General features: G+C 36.6%; 16 protein-coding genes and 2 tRNA genes. 12 read left to right on the top strand and 6 right to left on the bottom strand.

Annotated elements, in window-relative coordinates:
- Positions 1 to 28 precede the first annotated feature (28 nt).
- The gene (locus JKG61_RS12510) at positions 29 to 1,360 is read left to right on the top strand and encodes a metal-dependent hydrolase family protein (RefSeq protein ID WP_202103325.1); all 1,332 of its coding nucleotides are present in this window, start codon (positions 29 to 31) and stop codon (positions 1,358 to 1,360) included.
- A 52-nt stretch (positions 1,361 to 1,412) separates the two neighbouring features.
- Here JKG61_RS12510 and JKG61_RS12505 read toward each other — a convergent pair.
- A tRNA-Lys gene (locus JKG61_RS12505) sits at positions 1,413 to 1,485 on the bottom strand.
- Between the two features lie 256 nt (positions 1,486 to 1,741).
- On the opposite strand from JKG61_RS12505, the gene JKG61_RS12500 reads away from it, so the two are divergent.
- From JKG61_RS12500 to JKG61_RS12470, 7 genes are all read left to right on the top strand, one after another.
- Positions 1,742 to 2,875, top strand: coding sequence for a tyrosine-type recombinase/integrase (locus JKG61_RS12500; protein ID WP_202103324.1), 1,134 nt, complete (start codon positions 1,742 to 1,744; stop codon positions 2,873 to 2,875).
- Positions 2,876 to 3,001: 126 nt separating this feature from the next.
- Positions 3,002 to 4,000, top strand: a complete 999-nt coding sequence (locus tag JKG61_RS12495; RefSeq protein ID WP_202103323.1) for a cytochrome P450 family protein — start codon at positions 3,002 to 3,004, stop codon at positions 3,998 to 4,000.
- Positions 4,001 to 4,178: 178 nt separating this feature from the next.
- Positions 4,179 to 4,607 (top strand): hypothetical protein, encoded by a 429-nt coding sequence (locus tag JKG61_RS12490; protein WP_202103322.1) that lies wholly within the window; start codon positions 4,179 to 4,181, stop codon positions 4,605 to 4,607.
- Between the two features lie 117 nt (positions 4,608 to 4,724).
- Positions 4,725 to 6,548 (top strand): hypothetical protein, encoded by a 1,824-nt coding sequence (locus tag JKG61_RS12485; RefSeq protein ID WP_202103321.1) that lies wholly within the window; start codon positions 4,725 to 4,727, stop codon positions 6,546 to 6,548.
- Between the two features lie 837 nt (positions 6,549 to 7,385).
- On the top strand, positions 7,386 to 7,808 hold the full coding sequence (locus JKG61_RS12480; protein ID WP_202103320.1) for a hypothetical protein: 423 nt from the start codon (positions 7,386 to 7,388) through the stop codon (positions 7,806 to 7,808).
- 364 nt (positions 7,809 to 8,172) lie between these two features.
- Complete coding sequence (locus JKG61_RS12475) at positions 8,173 to 8,997, top strand: DUF4595 domain-containing protein (protein ID WP_202103319.1); 825 nt, start codon at positions 8,173 to 8,175, stop codon at positions 8,995 to 8,997.
- An 87-nt stretch (positions 8,998 to 9,084) separates the two neighbouring features.
- Positions 9,085 to 9,552, top strand: coding sequence for a JAB domain-containing protein (locus JKG61_RS12470; protein ID WP_202103318.1), 468 nt, complete (start codon positions 9,085 to 9,087; stop codon positions 9,550 to 9,552).
- 1,201 nt (positions 9,553 to 10,753) lie between these two features.
- On the opposite strand, the gene JKG61_RS12465 is transcribed toward JKG61_RS12470, so the two are convergent.
- The 5 genes from JKG61_RS12465 to JKG61_RS12445 all read right to left on the bottom strand — a co-directional run bounded on the left by JKG61_RS12465 (position 10,754) and on the right by JKG61_RS12445 (position 14,865).
- A complete protein-coding gene (locus JKG61_RS12465) occupies positions 10,754 to 11,449 on the bottom strand; it encodes a DUF5041 domain-containing protein (RefSeq protein ID WP_202103317.1) in 696 nt (231 codons plus the stop codon).
- 50 nt (positions 11,450 to 11,499) lie between these two features.
- Positions 11,500 to 12,150 carry a beta/alpha barrel domain-containing protein gene (locus JKG61_RS12460; protein WP_202103316.1) on the bottom strand — a complete coding sequence of 217 codons (651 nt, stop codon included), beginning with the start codon at positions 12,148 to 12,150 and terminating at the stop codon, positions 11,500 to 11,502.
- On the bottom strand, positions 12,147 to 13,175 hold the full coding sequence (locus tag JKG61_RS12455; RefSeq protein WP_202103315.1) for a sugar kinase: 1,029 nt from the start codon (positions 13,173 to 13,175) through the stop codon (positions 12,147 to 12,149). Before JKG61_RS12455 ends, JKG61_RS12460 begins: the two co-directional genes overlap by 4 nt.
- A complete protein-coding gene (uxaC, locus tag JKG61_RS12450; RefSeq protein ID WP_202103314.1) occupies positions 13,172 to 14,578 on the bottom strand; it encodes a glucuronate isomerase in 1,407 nt (468 codons plus the stop codon). The genes JKG61_RS12455 and uxaC overlap by 4 nt, the downstream gene beginning before the upstream one ends.
- A 215-nt stretch (positions 14,579 to 14,793) precedes the next feature.
- Positions 14,794 to 14,865 (bottom strand) — tRNA-Arg (locus JKG61_RS12445).
- 197 nt (positions 14,866 to 15,062) lie between these two features.
- Here JKG61_RS12445 and JKG61_RS12440 point away from each other — a divergent pair.
- From JKG61_RS12440 to JKG61_RS12425, 4 genes are all read left to right on the top strand, one after another.
- Positions 15,063 to 15,695, top strand: a complete 633-nt coding sequence (locus JKG61_RS12440) for a peroxiredoxin (protein WP_202103313.1) — start codon at positions 15,063 to 15,065, stop codon at positions 15,693 to 15,695.
- A gap of 61 nt (positions 15,696 to 15,756) precedes the next feature.
- On the top strand, positions 15,757 to 16,071 hold the full coding sequence (locus tag JKG61_RS12435) for a thioredoxin family protein (protein ID WP_202103312.1): 315 nt from the start codon (positions 15,757 to 15,759) through the stop codon (positions 16,069 to 16,071).
- Positions 16,052 to 16,309, top strand: coding sequence for a DUF6952 family protein (locus tag JKG61_RS12430; protein ID WP_202103311.1), 258 nt, complete (start codon positions 16,052 to 16,054; stop codon positions 16,307 to 16,309). Before JKG61_RS12435 ends, JKG61_RS12430 begins: the two co-directional genes overlap by 20 nt.
- Before the next feature lie 401 nt (positions 16,310 to 16,710).
- Positions 16,711 to 19,143, top strand: coding sequence for a PIG-L family deacetylase (locus JKG61_RS12425; RefSeq protein ID WP_237249468.1), 2,433 nt, complete (start codon positions 16,711 to 16,713; stop codon positions 19,141 to 19,143).
- Positions 19,144 to 19,151: the final 8 nt, after the last annotated feature.

Genomic DNA, 19,151 nt, shown 5'->3' with positions numbered 1-19,151 from the left:
CTTAGTAAAGACTAAACAACATCTGCATATGCGATTATTTTATTTATGCACTTTACTTTTGAGTGCCGTATCTATTTATCCTGTCTGGGCACAACAAAATCAGATTTTGTTGGAAAATGTCCGAATATTAGATCAAAAAACACAATCACTCACCACCCCCAGCCATGTATTGATTAATGGCAACATCATTCAAAAGATTAGCTCATCTCCAATTGTAATTAACGGAAAAGAGGTCGTAACGATTAATGGTTCAGGAAAAACGTTAATACCGGGATTGATTGACGCTCATGTGCATATGGTATTTGGCTCATTGACAATGCCCCAAATGGCAACGAACGATCTTTCAGAAGACTTCTTACTCAAAACCATAGGACAGTCTGCCCACAACATGCTAATGCGCGGCTTTACAAGTATCCGTGACGTCGGAGGACCTATATTCCCGTTAAAAGCCGCTATTGATGCTGGAAAACTTCCCGGCCCTAGAATATGGCCTTCTGGAGCAACAATCAGCCAAACCGCTGGTCATGGTGACTTCAGAACACCTGAGGAAAAATCACGTCGGTTCTTTGGTGTAGTGTCACGGGCAGAAAGATACGGAGCTACATTTATTGCTGATGGACGAGATGAAGTACTTACCGCAGTACGGGAAAATCTCCGTTTTGGCGCTAGCCAAATAAAACTTATGGCTGGAGGGGGAACGTCTTCTGCTTATGACCCTGTCGATGTCACACAGTACACACTAGATGAAATGAAAGCCGCCGTAGAAGCCGCTGAGGATTGGGGAACTTATGTAACAGTACACGCATATACTCCCAGAGCCATACGCCGAGCTATAGAAGCTGGTGTAAAATGTGTTGAACATGGTCAATTGTTAGATGAGGAAACCTTAAAGCTAATAGCCGAAAAAGATATTTGGCTGAGTCTTCAAAACCTAGTGGATGACACTCCTGATATGGACCCTCAACGAATAGCAAAACGTAAACCTGTAATCGAAGGTCAGGAAAAAGTATGGCCTCTAGCAAAGAAACACCATGTTAAACTAGCATGGGGGACTGATTTCCTTTTCGAACCTGAATTAAACGAAAAACAAAACGATTTTATCTTACGTCTACAAAAGTGGTTTTCCAATGCTGAAATCTTAAAAATGGTTACGCAAGATAATGCAGAACTACTACAGCTCTCTGGACTAAGAAGTCCTTATCCTGGCAAATTAGGCGTAATTGAGGAAGGCGCTATGGCCGACTTATTATTAGTCAATGGAGATCCTTTAAAGGACCTAAAGCTGATTACCAACCCTTCTAAAAACTTTGTAGTGATTATAAAGGACGGAAAAATCTATAAGAATATCCTTAAGAAATAACCCATTGGGAGCCAAATATAAAAAGCCTTTCCATATCGGAGAGGCTTTTTCGTGACCCCGCTGAGGCTCGAACTCAGGACCCACAGATTAAGAGTCTGTTGCTCTACCAACTGAGCTACGAAGTCAATAGGACAAATGTAAGAGCTGAGTTTTAAAATGTCAATGTTTTTTTTGATTTACTCAAGTTATTTCTTTTTCTTCTCCTCAAAGACCACGTAACTTATCACGTAATAATGAGGAGAGTTATCAAAAAGAGCCTTTGCCTCTAAAATATTAGAAGATAAGTCAGCTGCTGCGCAATAGCAACATCGAAACAATTTATTAGCAATCTGAATTACTATTGACAAATCTTATTGGGAGAACGGTGCGAGAACAAAAATCATGTCAACACCACAAATATCAATTTCAAATTCAAACGACCTAAAAAAGAGAGCATACATTTACATTAAAATCGATAAAAAGAAATACAAGGAATATACCGGAGCTAAATTGGGACTTGAAATAAAGCCCAACTCTTGTCATTCTTTAATCGAACGTGACGAAGCTCTAAAAACGTTAGAGTATGAATTCCGTAAAGCCGTCGAATTCGGCAAATACCCAGTTGTCTACGATACACACAAAACTCCTACCGTCAACAACACTTCACTAAAGGAACTTATAGACATCGCCATCAATAACAAGAAAAAGGCAAACTTGTCCATTAGATACGTGAAGAATTTGGAAAGTATAGCTATAAGATTAAAAGACTTCTTAACAGACATTGAACTATCCGATAATATCAACAATCTAAAGCGCTATAGAGTTCAAGAATTCATGAATGAATTCAATTCCAGCGCTACGAACTATATGACGGCAAGACGACATATTAAAGCCATATTTGGAGAAATTGATAAGGATTTTGAATTTAACACATCCATCGTTACTAGAACGGATAAACGCAAAGCGACCCCAAAGCTCCATAAAATCTATTCTGACGAACAGCTTACAAAAGTGCTTGATTTTCTAAAACAACGTCATCCTGATTTACATCTGTGTTGCTTAATGAGCTATGGCTGTTTACTTCGTCCTCATAATGAGATTAGGTTACTAAAGAAAGAGCATATCAAACAGGACACAACCGAAATTCATCTTTCAGGTCATGAAAATAAAGGTAAGAAAATAAGAATAGTTCCCATACCTGAATATGTTCAAACTCTTGTAAAAGAGAAAATAAACTCTCTTTCACATGACGAAAATATTTTTACAGGGCAAACCAAACCCAACAACCCTTATTACTTCAGTACAGCATGGACTAGAATGTTTAAGGTAATGGAGAAGCAAGGCCTCATCGAGAAAAATCAAACAATCTATTCTTTTAGGCATACCGCTGCCGTAAATGTCTACAAGAAAACAAAAGACCTCCACATTCTCCAACAACTCTTAGGTCATTCAGATATGATAGTAACCCTAAAATATCTTCGCGGATTAGGTGTTCACAATATGGATGAACTAAAGCATGTAATGCCAGAATTATAAAAAGACAGAATATTTCAGGTTATATACCCCTATAAAATCATGTCCTAGTTTTTAAACAAATAGTCAACCTATTTTTAGATGGCTATTTGTTTAATTTTGTTTATTCAAATACACAAATAAGAAGTTATGGAAAATACAGAACAAGATTATATAATATATAGAGGTACAGCAAATAAGGAGTATGACTATGAATTGTTATGCAAGTATCATGTTTTAACGGAACAACTAGAAAAAAAACTTATTCCTGATTCACATCCGAATTATAATCAACTTAAAAAGCTCAACGTTCCTAACGAAAGGATCCGTATTGCTAAATATAGTTTTTTCGCCTTTCAGGATTGTAATAGTCAAGAGCTTATCAAGGTAATTGATTGTTCAAGGTTTGATTCGAAAGGGCTTGTATTGTATAACACACTGCACTGCATCATCCAAAAATTCATAGAGAACGAGTACAAGATGTTCTATATACGTGTTGAGAACTATCTTGATACATCTGATGCAGAAGCAAGCAGAAATGACCTCGCGCTAGCTGGCTTTGCCTATGATAACCTCAAGGAACTGCGCAACCTTCTACTTATGCGAGAATCAGATCTGAATAATGTCGGTATCGTATTGGACTTACGCGATACCGATGGAAAAAAGCAGAAAGACTATCAGGTGAGTATCCGAGATAATACAGACAAACTTAATCTCATCAATAAGCAGATAGATGAAATCATGAGTATAGTCCATTATTTTGGAAGCGAGTACCTACCAAGCTACCGCTTTGCAGGTATTAAGAATAGTGAACTAACTTCTGCATTCGTTTCAGATATCTTCGAGTATGTCCGCCCTATTATAGAACGATCTGGTAAACAATCAAGCGCAAAACGTGTCTTCAAAGGACTTGTTGTAAAAGTAATTCAGGATTTCGTTAAAAAGGAAGGGATGCGTTATACAGACGGAGAGATCGATGAACGTGAACAAAGATTGATTGCCTATGACCTGTTAATGGAAAATGGTCTGATAGATATAGAACTTATTAAAAGCCATAAAAATAGAGATGCGCGTATAAAATATATGGAATCTATGCCTCCATACACAGATGATTACCGATCTGTAATAGTAAGCGATTTTAAGCAATAATTTTTTCCAGTTGAAATACAGCTCCCAGCGATTAATTTAATTTTCTAAAACCACTGTTAGAATTTTATGTTACAACCTTTGTGCTATTGGAGGCAAGATGGTCTTGCTCTCAGAAATAGAACAAAGGTTGCCAATTCAGCGGACGGGGATGAAAACTAGAGTTCATTAAATATTTTATATGGATTTAATTACAAAAATTGCCCAAGAGAATGAGCAAAAACAAAGAGAAAAAAAAGAGTACATGAATACTCTAAAGAAAGAAGTAAACGCAAACAACTTCTTTACAGATGATGACGCAAAAGGCTTTGTGTCAAAAGAGATATTCTTGGATGAAATTCATTCACTAAATAAGTATGATCTTCAAAAAATAGAAGATTTCTTCAATAAAATATCTCATAAAGAGCGCTTGTATATATCTCAATTTCCACAAGCAATGGAAGGTAAAAGTTTTACTTATTACAGCGTAAAACCGATATCTAAAACCGTAGTCACAGGATACAAGCTACCTGCAATTACAGGTATGTCCCAACTAATAGACTATTACACTAAAGACTATTTCAAATTCGACTTAAAGTTCGAGGAATTGTATAATAACGCCAATAGTTAAGATAATTAAACCTAAAAGTCAAGAAGAGGGCCCCTTCTTGACTTCTTTTAAAAGATATTAAATTTTTTAAACTACATAAATGTGGTAATGAGAACTCTATTACAAAATTTTAAAAAAATGAATATAAATAACATACATATATCTGAAAATCAGAGATTATCTGACGTGATAAAAGAAATTCCATCGAATGCAATACTTAATAAAGTACTTACAGGAATTGGTGCTACTCACCTAGAATTAATCACGGAGCGAAACTCTATTATAATTGAGCCTAATCGCCCCGTAATAGAAGGAAAACGAAAAGAGCATAAGAAAATACTAGGTGTAATTGAAGGAATATATACATCCGATATTGAAGCATATCTAATGAACGACAACATATTATTTAAAAAAATTATGACTACTCCTGAGAGCTTCGGTAAAGTAAAGCTAGCTATGGAAAATCTTGGCATCAATATGCACGAAGACTATTTCCTCATGTTCGATGAATGTGATAGAACTGCACATGACATTGATTTTCGGGAAAACATTACACTTCCAATGGATGATTTCTTTCTATTTAAAAACAAAGCATTTGTCTCCGCGACAGCTGTAAAGCCATCTGACCCACGCTTTAGAAAACAGGGTTTTGAAATTTATCAAATACAACCGGATTTTGAGTACTCGAAAACTCTAGATTTAATCGTAACAAATAACCCTCCCTATTCATTACAAAATCACTTCAATGAATCCGTTAGCGTTAAAGACGATGAGAAGATCTTTATTTTCCTAAACTCTACCAAAGGCATAATATCTTTGATAGAACTAGGAAATCTACATAGTCAGTGTGCTGTTTTTTGTTCTGAGACAAGTGCAAAAAAAATAGGAAAGAGAAAAGATATCGATATCCACGCAAGTATTGATGAATCCAAGTTCAAAAAATTCAACTTCTTAACAAGTAGATTTTACTCCGCTGTTGATATTAATATTTCAGAGAAACCTCACATTGTTGTCATTACGGACCATAAATTGGCAAAGCATACAATGGTTGACCCTTATTCTGATCTGATACAGATTTCAGGAAGATTCAGGGATATTGAATTAGCTTCATTTACATTTATATCAACGTATGATGATAGCCTTACAGGATTTTCTAAAACTGAGGCAATAAAATACTTAAAATGCCATAAAGAAATTCATAGGTATATCGAATCATTAAAAGATATATCACAAGACACAGAATCGGCGAGGGCATACAATGACGCTTTAACAAGGACGCCTTATTCAGACTTCTTGACTGAAGATGGAAAAACAAACTATTTTCGTATAGATAACTTTATAATGAAAGAAGGTCTAAAATTGAATTACAACGGTGAGAATATATTATATCAAAACTTAACCTCTGACAAACTAAAAAAGCGCTTGAACGTAAATTACAAACCTATGTTTTTCAATCACTCAAGTTTCTATCCTAACATTTCAGGTGGAGCAACAAGCCGAGAGGAAATTGAAGAGCGGTTAGACACATTGGATAATATATTTACTGATAACGAGTTCCAATTTGGGATAAATATTAGTGAAAGTGTTTTGAAAGAATTTGAAAAGAACTTCCCTATTCTTCTAGAAGCATATAAAAAACTTGGAAGAGAAAAGATACTTAATGGTGGTTTTTCCGATCGAAAGCTAAAACATGCTATACTAGAGTACGATCAAAGCATAGGAATAACGAATAATCATATTTTTCTTGACGAACTATACTTAACTCTCACAGTTGATAGTTTTTATCCTGAGAAGTATATAAAAGAAACTTTCCAAAAACTTGTTGAAAAATACGACCTGCCGTACAAAAACAAGTCAAAATATATGAATGATTTCAAACGGTTTTTTGAGATTAGTAACAGAACCAGTCGAAAAGGCTATAAAGGTAAGGGGTATGTATTATTGCGAAAAAAATTCAAATAAATCTTAGTTTATCTGAGATAAGATAATTTTTACAGTGAGAATTCAGGACATGATTATTTATGGTATATACCCCTAAATTTTTGTGTCCTGATTTTTGAAAAAAAAATACTCTTATTTTATTTTTCTTTAAGTCATGAGCGCAGGAGGGCACCCTATTTTAGCTGTTTTTTCAGCTTATTTTTTAAATGGGAAAAATTGATCCAACTCCGCGCGCGGTAACATGTCAAAAGATACAGAGTATCTTACCCTAAAATCTCCACAAAACACTTATATTAAATCACTTATATTTCAAAAAATAAACATACAAACCGTTAAATATCAATACCGTTAAAGTGATTCGGTCATAAAAAGGAACAATAACAGCTTAGATAATTACGGAACGAAAAAACTCCCTAGACCGTTACAAGACATTTTCATGACAATGAATAAAAAAAATATACATAGTCTAGAGCGCACCTACCCTATATGTAAAAACATCCCCCGCCTTTTTATTGAGATATTTCAACTATATATTGAAAAATCTCTCTCACAACTTGACTTTATTTAATTATCTTCGCTGTAAACGAAAATCATATAGAAAAAAATAAGATTTAAAGACATATTAAGATAAGCGTTAGCTAAAAGTTCTTGTGAAAGAGAAAACCTAGGAAATTTTCGACATGCACAACAAGGACAGTTAGGATAACGTTCTACGCAATAGCGTGGGACGTAATCTATCTGTTTGTGCAGGGTTCTCCTAGGTACCTCTCTCCGACAGCTCTAGGTTATAGTCCCACGCTTTTGTATTTATTAACTAACCGTATAAGGGATTAAATCGGAAAGAACTTACTAAATCACATGAGAAAAATACTTCTATTTTTCACTATTTTATTAATACAAGTGAATATAACCAAAGGGCAACAATACGCTTCTTATCAAGTAACCAAAATTGACACCTATAACGTATCACATGAATTCGATGCTGCAACTTTAAAGCAGTTTTCCGGAAAAAAAATATACGTCACTCAATATAGTGATCATATAAAAGTCAGCATTCCTGAAAAGATTTTTTATGCAAGAAAAAGCTCAACAGAAAAAGATACATATACATACTTTGAAGCTGACGAAAAACGGAAAGACGAAGGTATTTTATTTGGTATAAGAGGTCTTCGTGATGGAAAAGGAACAATACAATTTCACTTTAAAGAAATCAATATAATGTCAAAAATAACCGACTATAAGGCTTTTCACATTATTATAACAGCCAAAAAAACACAGTAACAACTATTATAAAATAAGCTTTGTGAATCGCTTTAAGACTGATAACGGTGATTATAATATCGCTAAGTGCTTGCACCTTGTCCTTGCAAAAGTCCTTTGCGTAAGAGTTGACATTAAAGATCAATGGAGTTCTCTGAGCAATCTTCCACTTTTGTATTTATTAACTAGCCGTACAGAATACAAGGCTACATAAATTTACGCACTATGCTTTCGTAATTTCAGATTCAATACGGTTAACCGTAAAACATTACAAATTCAAGTAACTATCTTAAAAAGCGTTAACATTCCATGTTATAGTCCCACGCTTTTGTATTTATTAACCAGTCGAATTGGAGACTTTCGGCAAAACAAACTATTAGATTTTATGAAAAAAGTATTTTTACTTTTTATTAGTGTGGCAACATTACTAGGTTGCTCAAAAAACAATGACAATCCGTTTGAAAACAACGAGAATTATTGTCAATTGGCGTCTATCTATCAAGGTGACCGAGCTTCAAATTATTTTCAAGAAAATTTAGAGTATGACAATCAAGGGCGCCTAACATCAGTAAGGTACAAAAGCAGTGAGGTATACAATGGAGATATTGACATTGCTGAAACAAACTACAAAATACAATATTCCGACGTATCAATAACTGTTGAAGATGATGGTGAGTTTTCTGGTAAAACAATTTATTATATTGAAGGTGGTAAAATTATTCGAGACACAAACTTAGATAGTGATCAAAAAGTTCGGTCAACTACAGAGTACACGTATAATTCAGCAAACCAACTTATAAGAACAAAAACTCAAGCCCCTAGAAATGTATTCCAAGTGAGCTTAGAATATAAAAATGGTAATCTAGTCTCAATAAAAGAAGAACAAACAAGTTCTGAGAATCAGAATGGAGGATGGTCTTCTACTTCTACTATTCAATATAACCAGAACGAAGCGAGATCACCATACATAGAATACGTATCAGGAAACGGTGGAGATATCTTTTTACAATATGCTTACTCTGCAGCTTTCTACGAACAAGGTCTTTTGGGAGTTAAATCAAAAAATAAAATGATTTCGGTAATCAATGAAGACAGGCTAGACGAAATAGTATACGGACCAAAGGATAAAAAGGGGAACATCACAGAATTAGCAATTAAAGGCGATCCTGATGATGAAAAAAAAGTTCTTACATATAAATGTTCTAATTAAAAGAATATTTAAAAGCCTCTTCTTTTAAGAGCCTCTCCACATCGGAGGGGCTTTTTTATTTACTAAAATTTTAACACATAAAAAATAATGGAAAATTACTTCAACGTATCGGAGATTCAGGTACAGTTTTTACCCGATTTCAAGGCCTCAGAAAGACCTCTTATCTCAAAATCGTCAGATGCCTACAAAATATTTTCAGCGCATTGGGACGCAGGATTAATGCAATTCTTGGAAGAGTTCAAGGTACTATTACTAAACAACGCAAATCGAATATTAGGGATTGTTGATATATCTGTTGGGAGTAAAGACGCTGTAATGGTCGACATGCGTGTGATTTTTTCTATCGCGCTAAAAGCTTCTGCATGCAAGATCATATTAGCTCATAATCATCCATCAGGCAAATTAGAACCCAGTAATGCAGATAAAGCAATCACCACCAAAGCTAAAGAAGCAGGTAAGGTTTTAGATATAGAGGTCTGTGATCATCTTATCATAACACCTGACGGATATTACAGCTTTGCTGATAATGGTGAATTAGAAAAAAGTTTCTTATGAAAACTCCAACTAAAGGCCTTTCTACTGTGAAGGAAATAATAAGTTCAATATTTTGGCTCATTATTTTTTTGTCTATCATGTTCTTGGTTATAGGCATACTGAGCTATTTACTAAGCGTCGTATTCTTTACTCTGATAATCGGTGTACCAATAGCATTTGTCCTATTGAATATTAAAGCAATAAGGAAACACTAATCCAAAAATATTTTTCCAACATCATCGCTTGAAACTTTTGAGGGTTTCTGCTTGATGTTGGAAATTTAAGGACAGAATATTTTAGGGGTATATACCAAACTTTATTATGTCCTCATTATTTGTATATGCTAAGCAGGAAATAAGGCATTCCGTTCCGGAATTACCGTCATTAAATACGCCAAACCAAGCTATAAATGAAATAGTATTTCATACCAATTCATTTATAGGGCGATGCCGTTTGTCATACTTAATGCTTTGGCAACTCCTACTCTCCATAAAAACATCCTTGTCTTTTGAATAAGCACTGCATGCACATTCAAAATCCAACAGTTTTTAGAGTTTGGCTCGCCTGCAGATCGCAAAGGCTCCGCTCTTGTCACTATTTTTGGTAAGTCCAAGACACAAGCCAATTTTTCAAAAATACCGCCAAGAAGCTACGTCTATTTCATAGATATCGTTGAATTGTCCTCGCGGACTTCTCTTCAACGACCTTTGCTCAACTCGCAGTCGGCGAGCAATACTAAAACATTATTATCCCTCTACATTTATTAGCATAAACTAATGTATTATTCCAACGTTTTACCATTTAAAATATGTAATGGTATTAGAGTGAAAAACTATAGAAATCAAGACAAAATAAATATGGGGTATAAACCCTAAAAAATAATGTCCAAAAGAATCAACCAACCAGAATTTCTATAACCCAAAATTTTACGTAACTTAACAGAAAGAGAAGGAGGTAAATATGTCATAAATAGTGAGAACAAATGCGAGAACAGAAGCTCCATTAAAGACCAAAAACAAAGATTTAATTAACAAAATTACAAAACAACCATCTCACCAATAATACATTAAAAATAGTTGAATCTCAGAGCATTAGAATAACAAGAAGAAGATTTAATGCAAAGCTTAAGAGTCTGTTGCTCTACCAACTGAGCTACGAAGTCAATAGGACAAATGTAAGAGCTGAGTTTTAAAATGTCAATGTTTTTTTTGATTTACTCAAGTTATTTCTTTTTCTTCTCCTCAAAGACCACGTAACTTATCACGTAATAATGAGGAGAGTTATCAAAAAGAGCCTTTGCCTCTAAAATATTAGAAGATAAGTCAGCTGTCGCACAATAACGTTCAATATTATGGACTTTATCAAGCCAAGATGAAGCGTAAACTAATATCGGAATCTCTTGATTCAGGCTCCAATCTGTCTTACTATAACTCCTCCAGCTATATCCTTGTCCATATCGGACAAGATCTTTTGTCAACTTGATACCCTGCAATGCCCCTGTGTACGTTTCAACTTTTAAATAAACAAGGCTATCCATATCTTTTGCAAAAAGAGTAATCTGATCTATATAATCCCAAGAAACTTTATTTACAAAACGATCATTATCTTTATAATAGCGATAGGTATTATCATTCATCACTCCAACACTACGCCTTTTCACAACTTCTCCACTTTTATATTCGGTTAGGATTATATCAAACTGATATACCTTATCGAAGGGCTTTAGTGGAATATTAAAAACATTTACTCCTGCTAACTCTAAAGCTTTGAGAATTTGAACCTGACTAATGCGACCTGCATGATATCGATTATACTCATCCTCCTTTTCAATAACGGTACGCTGGTCTTTTTCATACACCTGTCCAAAAAGAGAAAGAGGGAGCAAATACAGTAGCAACTGTAAAAAGTAATTTTTCATGGTTGTATTGTTATTACTATTTAAAGCCATAAATGTAAACAGAATGTCTTTTATTTTTGTCTTGCCTGTTTGACAAGATCCAACGCCAACACTGTTTTTTCTTCTAACCCATCAGCATTTTTCGGGTCAATCAACTTACTTCCCATTCCTACTGCACAGACCCCCGAATTAAACCATGATCTTAGATTACTCAGCTCAATATCCACACCTCCTGTTGGAATAAAAAGCTGCCCCTTAAACAAATCTCTTATTGCAGACATGAATCCAGGCCCGAGTATATTCGCAGGAAATAACTTAATCAGCGCTGCCTCATACTCCTGTGCGTGATAAATCTCGGTAGGAGTCATACATCCCGGAATCCAAAGCAGACCAGCTTCATTGACCAATTCCGCCACGCTAGGATTAATTATAGGTGAGACAATAAAATCAGCTCCCATATCTGCAAAAAGAGCCGCCTCCTCCCTATTCTTTATGGTACCTATTCCAAGATATAGCCCAGGCATTTCCCTGTCTCTGACAGATAGAAGTTCTTTAAACACAATAGCAGCTTTATCCCCTCTATTAGTAAACTCGAAAACTCTTATCCCGGCTTTGTAAAGCTTCTTTACAAGCCCAACTGATTCCGCAACATCATCATGATAAAATAAAGGCAATATACCTTGCTGCAATATAGCCTTTAGTACTATTTCTCTTTTGTTCATTTTGTTATCCGTTTTTGAATATCTGTGACTGAACTATCTGTTGCGTCACTCGCTATAAATAATTTATCGAAAGCAGCTGCAGTAGCAAATTTCAGGGTATTAAGCAGCCCCATTTCTTGATACAAACCATATATTAACCCTGCCATGAAACAATCACCACTTCCTACTCTATCGACGATCTCTTCCGCTAGATACTCATCAGAAACGAACAGCTGTTCCTGTCCAAAAAGAGTGGTAAAATATCGGATTCCTTTATCGCGGTAGTCAAATCTAAATGTATTGGCTACAAGCTGACATTTATCAAACTGCCCAACTATCTCTAAACTTGTTTTCTTAGCCTGTTCTTCTAGCAATGTATGTGCATAACTCATTTTTGTTTCCTTCAACCCGGGATCTAATGATGTACCCAACATTTGATTTGCCGCCCATACATTCCCCATAATAAGGTCAGAACAAGCTGCTAATTCCGGCATTATCTCTATTGGATCCTTTCCATACTTCCATAACTTCGATCGATAATTAAGGTCCAATGAAACAAATATATGCTGACGTTCTGCTTCTCTCACCGCATCAAGACATATTTTGGCTATCTCCTGGGATATCGCGGGGCATATGGCAGAAAAATGAAACCAAGAGACCCCTTTAAAAACCATCCCCCAATCTATGTCGGAACGCTGTAGCTTAGCAAAAGCTGAACCAGATCTGTCATATATTACTCCAGCATGCTTCACATCCTTACCTTTTGGCAGATAGTACAACCCAAGTCGATCTCCCTGCATGAGCATCCCGTCAACGTTTATTTCTCGACCTTTTAAATACTGTAAAATTCCTAAAGTCACATCATTTTGAGGCATAGCGGAGATATAAGCCGAAGGCAGTCCCCATGTTGCTAGAGCTGATGCAACATTAAGCTCAGCACCTCCCACAAAAAAGGGCAATGCGCCCGTCCCAACCCAATCCTGAGACAGGTCAGGACAAATACGGAGAAGAATCTCTCCAAAACTTAAAACTTTACCTTCCATCATTTTGAAAAACTAAAATATTCCCGTGCATTAAAATAGCTTATATCCTGTATAATTTTACCAACCCATTCCCTATCATTCGGGATCTCCCCCCTTTCCATATCCATACCAAAAATATCACACAACAGCCGTCTGAAATACTCATGTCGAGGGAATGACAAAAAACTCCTCGAATCGGTCAACATTCCTACAAAATTACTGACCAACCCTATGTTAGAAAGTGCATTAAGCTGTTTGGTTATCCCATCTTTTTGATCTAAAAACCACCAAGCTGGACCAAATTGAACTTTTCCACGCACAGAACCATCATTAAAATTTCCGGCCATACTGACGAACAGCTCGTTGTCCGATGGGTTTAAATTATATAAAATGGTCTTGGCCAATTTACCCCGATAATCCAATCTATCTAAAAAAAGAGAAAGCTCTTTAGCCTGTTTAAAGTCACCTATTGAATCATGCCCTGTATCTGTACCGCTGAGGACAGACATACGCCTACTATTATTACGCAAAGAACCAATATGATACTGTTGAACCCATTTTTTTTCATGTGCCCATTCAGCGAAGGACAACAGAAGTGCAGACCTGAACTTAGACGCTTCTTCTAGATCCGGTTGTTTTCCCGCTCTTATTTTCGCAAAAATTGTCTTCAATTCGAAATCAGTATACTCTATTGCGTATAATCGCTCTATACTATGATCGGATATTGTACAGCCACAGGCAGCAAAGTGATCATGTCTGTTTCTCAATCCTTCTAAATAGTCGTTGAAACTATGGATAGAAAACCCTACAATCTCCTCTAATCTATCGATATACCTATTTAGCTCTTTAACATTATCTGCATCAATTGCCCTATCTGTCCTAAAAGTAGGCTGCATTTTAAAAACTTCTCCTTCAGCTGATACTTGCTGATGGTATTCCAGAGTATCTAATGGATCATCAGTAGTGCATAGCATCTCTACATTCATCCGTTTTAATAGATTTTTTGCCGAGAAACCCGCATCTACAATTTGTTGAGCAGTTTCTTCATAAATTCGCTCCGCGGTAGCAGGGCATAATAAGTCGGTAATACCAAAATATCGCTGTAGCTCGAGGTGCGTCCAATGGTACAATGGGTTACGCAATGTATAAGGCACCGTCTCTGCCCATTTAAGAAACTTCTCTTTATCGGAGGCACCTCCCGTTATATAGAACTCATCTATACCATGAGCTCTCATTGCACGCCACTTATAGTGATCATTGGCTAACCATAGTTCTCCGAGGTTACTAAACGTTTTATCCTGAGCTACCTGACTTGCTGGCAAATGATTATGATAATCTATAATAGGTAAACCTTTTGCGTAACTATGGTATAGCTCACCTGCACTATCGGTGTTTAACAGAAAATTCTCGTCTAGAAAAGCTTTCATTGATAAAATTTAATAACCACACTTCTTCTCACCTAAATCAACTATTACCAACCGATAACACAGAGCCCGGTGATCCAAAAAAACAGCCACAAGATAATTAAGATTAGTGGTTATAATCTAACATTAGTTATGAAAACGTTAGCGTTAATTTAAAAAAAAAGAAAAAGCCGAGGCTGATATAAATCAAATCCGGCTTTTTATTCCATAGTATTTAGTAGCCCCGAGCAGAATCGAACTGCTATCAAATGTTTAGGAAACATCTATTCTATCCGTTGAACTACGGGGCCAATACTTTTAAAGTACACAAAAGTATTATTATCCAAGTTGCAAAACAAGGACTCATTTTATTTTCACCCAATTTATAAGAAACATCTATAAATAGATTGATAAAGTTATAGATTTTGATGATATCATATAGGCAATTTCAATTTATAGTTGTTGTAATTATACGTACCTTTGTTGTACAAAAAAAGAAAGATATATTATGAGTTTTACAGGTAAGAATTTTCCGAACATTACAGTTGATGCAATTGATTATTTAGGTGACTACATTTCAATCAATATTTTTGAAAAAGCGCAAAAAGAGAACAAAAAGGTATTGTTATTCTGGTATCCAAAAGACTTTACATTCGTATGCCCTACCGAATTACATGCTTTTCAAGAGGCAGTTTCAGAATTCGAAAAGCGTAATACTATCGTAATCGGCGCTTCATGTGATTCTAACGAAGTTCACTTCGCATGGTTGAATACAGCAAAAGACAATGGTGGTATAGAAGGTGTAGAGTACCCTATCATTGCAGACACCAACCGCAATCTTTCTAGTGTATTAGGCATTTTGGAGATGAAGGAAGTAGAGCATCCTGAATACGGTACATTAGTAGAAGGTTCTGCAGTGAGTTACCGTGCTACTTATTTAATTGACGAGACCGGTAAAGTTTTTCACGAATCAGTAAACGACATGCCACTTGGACGTAACGTTAAAGAATACATCCGTCTAATCGATGCATATACTCACGTACAGAAACATGGTGAGGTTTGTCCTGCAAATTGGGAAGAAGGTAAAGATGCTATGAACGCAACTCGCGAGGGTGTAGCTTCGTATCTGTCTGCAAACTAAGGAATTTCAACTACTCTAGAGGCGGAATTCTTCCGCCTCTATTATTTAAACACAAACTATTATGTTACAGGAATTAGAAAACGACACCTTACAGGAAGTTGTTAACAGCAACAAAACTGTAATGGTACAATATGCTGCTTCATGGTGTGGAAACTGTCGCATTATGAAGCCAAAGTTCAAAAAATTGGCGACCGATAATGAAAATATAACTTTCATTATCGTAGATGCTGAAAAAAACCCAGAATCTAGAAAGCTAGCCAACGTTAATAACTTGCCAACATTTGCTGCTTTCAAAGACGGTAAATTAGTAAATCAAGTACAGACAAACAAAATTGAGGGATTAATCGATTTATTAAATGAAGTTACCAGTAATTAAGCATTTAACAGATTTCATCGAACAAAACGATGCCGACTATATATTAGAGACGATTGAGACATTAGAGTCCTTAACCGAAGTCTCCTCTTTAAAAGACGAAGAATTAGATGTTATTGGAGAATTAATCTCAAATATGTATGGCGCTATCGAGGTAGATAAGTTAATCAAGGAGGGAACTCCTAAAAAAGAAGCTTTGAACACATTCATGCAACGTGTATTGGGTTCGATAGACAAATAGGAAATTACGCCCCTACATCGCTTTTGTTTATAACTCGGGCGATGTGGAAAATTATTTTTCAATGACACTTATTATATTGTGGTTTTTATAGTACTTTTACTAGTGTTGAAGGGTTACACCTTAATCTGGTGAGTCGTAACACTATTATGCCTTTAATAACAAATTAAGCGCACACTATTTTAAGACTAAAGATTTTTAATTGTTGAAAAAAGAGCTAAAGCATATTTAGCTCTTTTTTGTATTCCATCTATTCAAAAAAATCCTCTAAAGTTTTTTCAAGTCGGTTACAGCCTTAATATAAATCCATTCCTCCAAAGTCCTACCGACATTTGCCATAACAATATTACAGTTTATCAAACCTATAGATGACTGTTTTTTAGGTTAAAAATGTATATTTAACTATGTTTAGAAAAATATCTCTTTTATTTCTATTTCTTATTTCCCTTCATTATGTAGCACGGTCCCAGCACGGAAACATGTCTACCGGTGAGATCATGATTAAGCTTGAAAAACTGAACACATTAGGATCAGTACTGTACTTCGCTGCACATCCGGATGACGAAAACACCCGACTGATAGCATGGCTGGCTCAAGAGCGAAAATATAGGACTGGTTATCTTTCCCTGACCCGCGGTGATGGAGGACAAAATCTTATCGGCACAGAGCAAGGAATAGACCTTGGACTCATACGTACACAGGAGTTACTTGCAGCGAGGTCGATCGATAAGGGCGAGCAGTTTTTCAGTTCTGCTTATGACTTTGGTTTTTCTAAAACCCATCAAGAGACCTTTGACTTTTGGGATAAAGAAACAGCCTTACGTGAAGCCGTATGGATTATCCGCAAATTTAGACCCGATATTATCATTACTAGGTTTCCCCCAGACAAGCGCGGTGGACATGGCCATCATCAGGCTTCCGCAATATTGGCGCACGAGGCATACCTTGCTGCTGCTGACCCGACTCAATTTCCTAAACAACTTGCTACTGTATCCGTATGGAAAGCAAAACGCCTTCTATGGAACACAGCTAATTTCGGTGGGATGAACAATACGTCTGAAGACCAGCTGAAAGTAGATATCGGAGCCTATAGCCCACTATTGGGTGACTCTTATGGTGAGATTGCGGCACGTAGCAGATCACAGCATAAAAGTCAGGGATTTGGCGCTGCTACTACGCGAGGCACAAGCATTGAATACTTTGACTTCGTGGCAGGTGACAAGCCACAAAAGGACCTAATGGAAGGAATTGAAACAAGTTGGAGTCGAATCCCCAATACTGCCGACATACAAGTCCAAATCAACAATATTATCAAAGGGTTTGACTACCTAAACCCCGAGAAAAGTATTCCTGCCTTGTTCGTGCTCCGGGAGCAGGTTCTCACAATTGATGAGCCTTACTGGAAAACCCTTAAAACCCAAGAAATCGAAGATATTATTACCGCTTGTGCGGGCATATGGGTTGATGCAACAACCGCATCTAGCCAATACTCTATAAACAAAAGCTTTGATGTATCTCTTGAAGCCATTGCTAGACGTCCAGGAATTAAGGTCAAGCTTATCAAGACAAGCTTGGCAGAAGTCAATCAGGCACTCGCAACAAACAACACTTGGAACTCGTCAGCCCCTTATACATGGCACCGCAACACACAACCTTACTGGCTTGAAAAAGCACATTCGTTAGGAAAATTTGATGTAGAGCCGAAGGATATAGGATTTCCAACAAACCCTACCCCCCCAATAGTTACCTTCACTTTTGACATCGATGGAAAATTACTTCAGAGATCCCAAGCTATACAATATAAAGTCGTTGACCCTGTCCGTGGCGAAATCCATAGCCCTGTAGCGATCACACCCGTCCTTACTGCCGAGGCGTCCTCATCGATTGTATTAAGTACTAACGGTGAAGAGAAAGTCGTGAACATCACTTTTACCCGGCATGATAAAGATAGCAACAACTTTAAGGTCGACATACCGCAATCTGATGAGTGGAACATCGTTCCTCAACATCTCAATCTAGATTTTGCAGAATCAAACACGATTACCAAACAAATCAGGGTAAAACCCTCCTCGGCAAATAGTGCTCACACTACAATCAAACTGCTATGGAACAATGTGGCTTTAAAATCAATCAAGACCATTGATTACGACCATATTCCCCGTATCACCTGGTTTCCTACGACAGTCATTAACTGTGAGCGCCTCGCTCTGGTAAACCCCGTCAAAAGTATAGGTTATATTGCTGGTGCTGGTGACCTCGTTTCTAAATCATTAAATGAAATTGGTATAGCGACCACCAACCTGAATGGACAGACTTTATCTGCGCCGTTACTACAGCAGTATGATGCTATCGTAGTGGGTGTACGTTACTTTAATATCAATCCGCAGGCTGCCGCGATTCAAAAACTCTTGATGGAATATGTAGCACAGGGAGGTGTTGTACTAATGCAATATAATGTCAACACTAAGCTCATGGCCGAACAGTTAGGTCCCTACCCATTCGCTATATCGAGAGACCGCGTGACAGAAGAAGACGCTATTGTTCAATTTGAGGCTAAAGATATCGCGTTCTCTTACCCGAATAAGATCACAGCAATCGATTTTGATGGATGGGTACAAGAACGTGGGCTGTATTTTGCAGACGATATCGATCGGAATTATCGCACGCCGCTTTCTATACATGACAGGGATGAACAGCCCAATAAAGGATCCCTCTTGATTACTAATTATGGAAAGGGTAAGTTTGTATACACTTCATTGGCCTTTTTCAGACAATTACCTGCAGGAGTCCCCGGAGCTTATAGATTATTCGTAAATTTGCTTACAAAAGAAAAGTAATTTTAAGA

The sequence above is a fragment of the Sphingobacterium faecale genome, assembly GCF_016746095.1.
Classification (GTDB): domain Bacteria; phylum Bacteroidota; class Bacteroidia; order Sphingobacteriales; family Sphingobacteriaceae; genus Sphingobacterium; species Sphingobacterium faecale.
The sequence above is the reverse complement of the archived record's forward strand: the minus strand, read 5'-3'. Positions and strand labels throughout refer to the sequence as shown.

Coding starts and splice junctions, on each gene's coding strand:
- JKG61_RS12495 (WP_202103323.1), top strand. CDS start 3,002: ATGGAAAATACAGAACAAGATTATATAATATATAGAGGTACAGCAAAT.
- JKG61_RS12465 (WP_202103317.1), bottom strand. CDS start 11,449: ATGAAAAATTACTTTTTACAGTTGCTACTGTATTTGCTCCCTCTTTCT.
- JKG61_RS12490 (WP_202103322.1), top strand. CDS start 4,179: ATGGATTTAATTACAAAAATTGCCCAAGAGAATGAGCAAAAACAAAGA.
- JKG61_RS12500 (WP_202103324.1), top strand. CDS start 1,742: ATGTCAACACCACAAATATCAATTTCAAATTCAAACGACCTAAAAAAG.
- uxaC (WP_202103314.1), bottom strand. CDS start 14,578: ATGAAAGCTTTTCTAGACGAGAATTTTCTGTTAAACACCGATAGTGCA.
- JKG61_RS12430 (WP_202103311.1), top strand. CDS start 16,052: ATGAAGTTACCAGTAATTAAGCATTTAACAGATTTCATCGAACAAAAC.
- JKG61_RS12480 (WP_202103320.1), top strand. CDS start 7,386: ATGAGAAAAATACTTCTATTTTTCACTATTTTATTAATACAAGTGAAT.
- JKG61_RS12510 (WP_202103325.1), top strand. CDS start 29: ATGCGATTATTTTATTTATGCACTTTACTTTTGAGTGCCGTATCTATT.
- JKG61_RS12440 (WP_202103313.1), top strand. CDS start 15,063: ATGAGTTTTACAGGTAAGAATTTTCCGAACATTACAGTTGATGCAATT.
- JKG61_RS12470 (WP_202103318.1), top strand. CDS start 9,085: ATGGAAAATTACTTCAACGTATCGGAGATTCAGGTACAGTTTTTACCC.
- JKG61_RS12460 (WP_202103316.1), bottom strand. CDS start 12,150: ATGAACAAAAGAGAAATAGTACTAAAGGCTATATTGCAGCAAGGTATA.
- JKG61_RS12425 (WP_237249468.1), top strand. CDS start 16,711: ATGTTTAGAAAAATATCTCTTTTATTTCTATTTCTTATTTCCCTTCAT.
- JKG61_RS12455 (WP_202103315.1), bottom strand. CDS start 13,175: ATGATGGAAGGTAAAGTTTTAAGTTTTGGAGAGATTCTTCTCCGTATT.
- JKG61_RS12485 (WP_202103321.1), top strand. CDS start 4,725: ATGAATATAAATAACATACATATATCTGAAAATCAGAGATTATCTGAC.
- JKG61_RS12435 (WP_202103312.1), top strand. CDS start 15,757: ATGTTACAGGAATTAGAAAACGACACCTTACAGGAAGTTGTTAACAGC.
- JKG61_RS12475 (WP_202103319.1), top strand. CDS start 8,173: ATGAAAAAAGTATTTTTACTTTTTATTAGTGTGGCAACATTACTAGGT.